The 3,711-nt window shown below is 63.3% G+C and carries 3 protein-coding genes; 2 read left to right on the top strand and 1 reads right to left on the bottom strand.

All coding sequences use genetic code 11. The features are described 5' to 3' along the window. Positions 1-27: 27 nt before the first annotated feature. Positions 28-1,056: an amino acid ABC transporter substrate-binding protein gene (locus tag HU729_RS25170; RefSeq protein ID WP_186668108.1), complete on the bottom strand. Its 1,029-nt coding sequence runs from the start codon at positions 1,054-1,056 to the stop codon at positions 28-30. A gap of 336 nt (positions 1,057-1,392) precedes the next feature. Between HU729_RS25170 and HU729_RS25165 the strand changes: the two genes are divergently transcribed. Both HU729_RS25165 and rhlB read left to right on the top strand, forming a co-directional pair. After that, complete coding sequence (locus tag HU729_RS25165) at positions 1,393-2,049, top strand: alpha/beta fold hydrolase (protein WP_186711890.1); 657 nt, start codon at positions 1,393-1,395, stop codon at positions 2,047-2,049. 114 nt (positions 2,050-2,163) lie between these two features. Beyond that, positions 2,164-3,624 carry an ATP-dependent RNA helicase RhlB gene (gene rhlB, locus HU729_RS25160; RefSeq protein WP_186711889.1) on the top strand — a complete coding sequence of 487 codons (1,461 nt, stop codon included), beginning with the start codon at positions 2,164-2,166 and terminating at the stop codon, positions 3,622-3,624. The last annotated feature ends 87 nt before the right edge of the window (positions 3,625-3,711 follow it).

Genomic DNA, 3,711 nt, shown 5'->3' with positions numbered 1-3,711 from the left:
GGGGCGGGGGGGGGGGGGGGGCAGCCATCAGCGCACAGGCGGTGCGTACTGGATGCCGCCGTTGTTCCACAGGGCATTCAGGCCGCGGTCGATTTCCAGCGGGGTGCTCTTGCCCAGGTTCTTCTCGAACACTTCACCGTAGTTGCCCACTTGCTTGACGATCTGCACCACCCAGTCCTTGGGCAGCTTCAGGTCCTTGCCGTACTCGCCGTCGGCACCCAGCAGGCGAGCGACGTCGGGGTTCTTGGTGGATTTGGCTTCGGCCTCGACGTTCTTCGAGGTCACGCCTGCTTCTTCTGCGTTGAGCATGGCGTAGAGGGTCCACTTGACGATGCTGAACCACTCTTCGTCGCCTTTACGCACGACCGGGCCCAGGGGCTCCTTGGAAATGGTTTCCGGCAGCACCACGTACTCGGTCGGGGCAGCCAGCTTGGAGCGCTGTGCGTAGAGCTGCGACTTGTCGGAAGTCAGCACGTCGCAACGACCGGATTCCAGCGACTTGGCGCTCTCGTCGGAGGTGTCGAAGGTGATCGGGGTATACTTCAGGCCATTGGCGCGGAAGTAGTCGGAGACGTTCAGCTCGGTGGTGGTACCGGCCTGGATGCAGATGGTCGCGCCATCGAGTTCCTTGGCGCTGGAAACGCCCAGCTTCTTGTTCACCAGGAAGCCTACGCCGTCGTAATAGGTGACACCGGCGAACACCAGGCCCATGCCAGCGTCACGCGAGCTGGTCCAGGTGGTGTTGCGCGACAGTACGTCGACTTCGCCGGACTGCAGCGCGGTGAAGCGCTCCTTGGCGTTGAGCTGGCTGAACTTGACCTTGGTGGCGTCGCCGAACACGGCGGCAGCCACGGCGCGGCAGACGTCGGCGTCGATGCCGACGATCTTGCCCTGGGCGTCAGGGACGGAGAAGCCCGGGAGGCCGTCGCTCACGCCACACTGGACGAAGCCCTTCTTCTGTACCGCATCGAGCGTGGCGCCAGCCTGGGCGGCGCCCACGGTGCCCAGGGTGGCGGCAGCGGTCAGGACTGCCAGCGTGGTTTGCAACATCTTCATCAACAACCTCCAAATGCTCTTGTTGTACCGAGCCGGAATTGCACCGCACCCTTATGAGGCGCATCCGACCCTTTTTGGCTTGTTTTTGGGTCAATTGGCGCAATGGGCTGTTCTGTGACAGCCTTCCATCCACGTGGGCGGGTGTTACCGTTCAGGCCCCCGTCCATCGCATCGGTACGAACGTAGCAAAGCGCGTACCATAGTTACCGCCTTAAGCGTTTAAGCATGCGTCAAGGGGGTAAAGTTGTAGAGTTGCGACATCTTTTTATGGCACTAACCACCAGCGCCTTCTTTTTACGCACTCAATAAGTTCTTACGCACTTTTTTGGAGCAGTCATGAGCAACCCGCTGATTCTCGAACCCCAGAAGACCGCCGACGCCTGTGTGATCTGGTTGCACGGCCTGGGGGCCGACCGTTACGACTTCCTACCGGTGGCCGAATTCATGCAGGAACGTCTGCCAAGTACCCGTTTCATCATGCCCCAGGCGCCAACCCGCCCCGTCACCATCAACGGCGGCTATGCCATGCCGAGCTGGTACGACATCAAGGCCATGACCCCGGCCCGGGCTATCGACGAGACGCAGCTTGAAGAATCGGCCGACCAGGTCATCGCGCTGATCAAGGCCGAACAGGCCAAGGGCATCAATCTGTCGCGGATCATCCTCGCCGGTTTTTCCCAGGGCGGCGCCGTGGTGCTGCACACCGCCTATATAAAGTGGCAGGAAGCGCTGGGCGGGGTGATCGCCCTGTCCACCTACGCCCCGACCTTCAACGAAGGCCATCAGCTCAGCGCCTGCCAGCAACGCACCCCGGCCCTGTGCCTGCACGGTGTGCACGATCCGGTGGTGATCCCGTCGATGGGCCGTACGGCCTTCGAGTATCTGAACACCTGGGGCGTCGCCGCACGCTGGCACGAATACCCCATGGAACACGAAGTGGTGGTCGAGGAACTGAGCGATATCCACGACTGGATGGCCAAGCGCCTGCAGTAATCCGACGAGCGCCTGTAGCCACTGGCGCATTGCACTACAGCGAATACTACGCCGAGCCTGAATCTTGCATTACACTGCCCGGCGTACATTCCTTAACCAGTTGACGAGACGACCGTGCTCAAGGCACTCAAGAAAATATTCGGCAAGGGAGACGCCGCCCCGCAGGCCGTCGCGCCCGCTGCCCCCGTGATTGCACCCACGCCTCAGCCCGCACCGGCCCGGCCCCCGAAACCGTCAAGAGCGAAGTCCGCGCCGCGCAGCCAGCCCGAACCTGTGGCCAAGGCCGAAGCCGCGCCTGCCGAGCAGCCGCCCCGGGAAAAGCCCCGCCGCGAGCGCAAGCCCAAACCCCAGGCCAGCCTGTGGAAGCCCGAGGACTTCGTGGTCGAGCCCCAGGAAGGCAAGACTCGCTTCCATGACTTCAAGCTCTCCAACGAGCTGATGCACGCCATCCACGACCTGGGCTTCCCCTACTGCACGCCGATCCAGGCCCAGGTCCTGGGTTACACCCTGCGTGGCCAGGACGCCATCGGCCGGGCCCAGACCGGCACCGGCAAGACCGCCGCGTTCCTGATCTCGATCATCTCGCAGTTGCAGCAGACCCCGCCGCCCAAGGAACGCTACATGGGCGAGCCGCGTGCGCTGATCATCGCCCCGACCCGCGAACTGGTGGTGCAGATCGCCAAGGACGCCGAGGCCCTGACCAAGTACAGCGGGCTGAACGTGATGAGCTTCGTCGGCGGCATGGAGTACGACAAACAGCTCAAGGCCCTGGAAAAGCGCTACTGCGACATCCTGGTCGCGACCCCGGGCCGCCTGCTGGACTTCCAGCAACGCGGCGAAGTGCACCTGGACATGGTCGAGGTGATGGTGCTGGACGAAGCCGACCGCATGCTCGACATGGGCTTCATCCCACAGGTACGCCAGATCATCCGCCAGACCCCGCCCAAGAGCGAGCGCCAGACCCTGCTGTTCTCCGCCACCTTCACCGACGACGTCATGAACCTGGCCAAGCAGTGGACCACTGACCCGGCCATCGTCGAGATCGAGCCGGAGAACGTTGCCAGCGAGACGGTCGAGCAGCACGTCTACGCCGTGGCGGGCAGCGACAAGTACAAGCTGCTGTACAACCTGGTCACGCAGAACAAGTGGGAACGAGTGATGGTCTTCGCCAACCGCAAGGACGAGGTGCGGCGCATCGAGGAAAAGCTGGTGCGCGACGGCATCAATGCCGCCCAGCTGTCGGGCGATGTGCCGCAGCACAAGCGCATCCGCACCCTGGAAAGCTTCCGCGAAGGGCGCATCACCGTGCTGGTGGCCACCGACGTGGCCGGGCGTGGGATCCATATCGACGGCATCAGCCACGTGATCAACTTCACCCTGCCGGAAGACCCGGACGACTACGTGCACCGCATTGGCCGTACCGGGCGTGCAGGCACCAGTGGTGTGTCGATCAGCTTCGCCGGCGAGGATGACTCCTACCAGTTGCCGGCGATCGAGGAACTGCTGGGGCGCAAGATCAAGTGCGAGATGCCGCCGGATGAATTGCTCACGGCAGTGCCGCGCAAGCATCACTGATCGGTGCTGGATTGTTCGCGGGCAAGCCCGCTCCCACAGGCCTGAAGACAGCGGGGCACCTGTGGGAGCGGCGGTGCGGGGACCCGA

Origin of the sequence: Pseudomonas sp. RW10S2 (genome assembly GCF_014268985.1) — a bacterium.
Classification (GTDB): domain Bacteria; phylum Pseudomonadota; class Gammaproteobacteria; order Pseudomonadales; family Pseudomonadaceae; genus Aquipseudomonas; species Aquipseudomonas wayambapalatensis.
The sequence above is the reverse complement of the archived record's forward strand: the minus strand, read 5'-3'. Positions and strand labels throughout refer to the sequence as shown.

Excerpts from the sequence above, each read along its gene's own strand:
- HU729_RS25170 (WP_186668108.1), bottom strand. The coding sequence starts at position 1,056 with ATGAAGATGTTGCAAACCACGCTGGCAGTCCTGACCGCTGCCGCCACC.
- HU729_RS25165 (WP_186711890.1), top strand. The coding sequence starts at position 1,393 with ATGAGCAACCCGCTGATTCTCGAACCCCAGAAGACCGCCGACGCCTGT.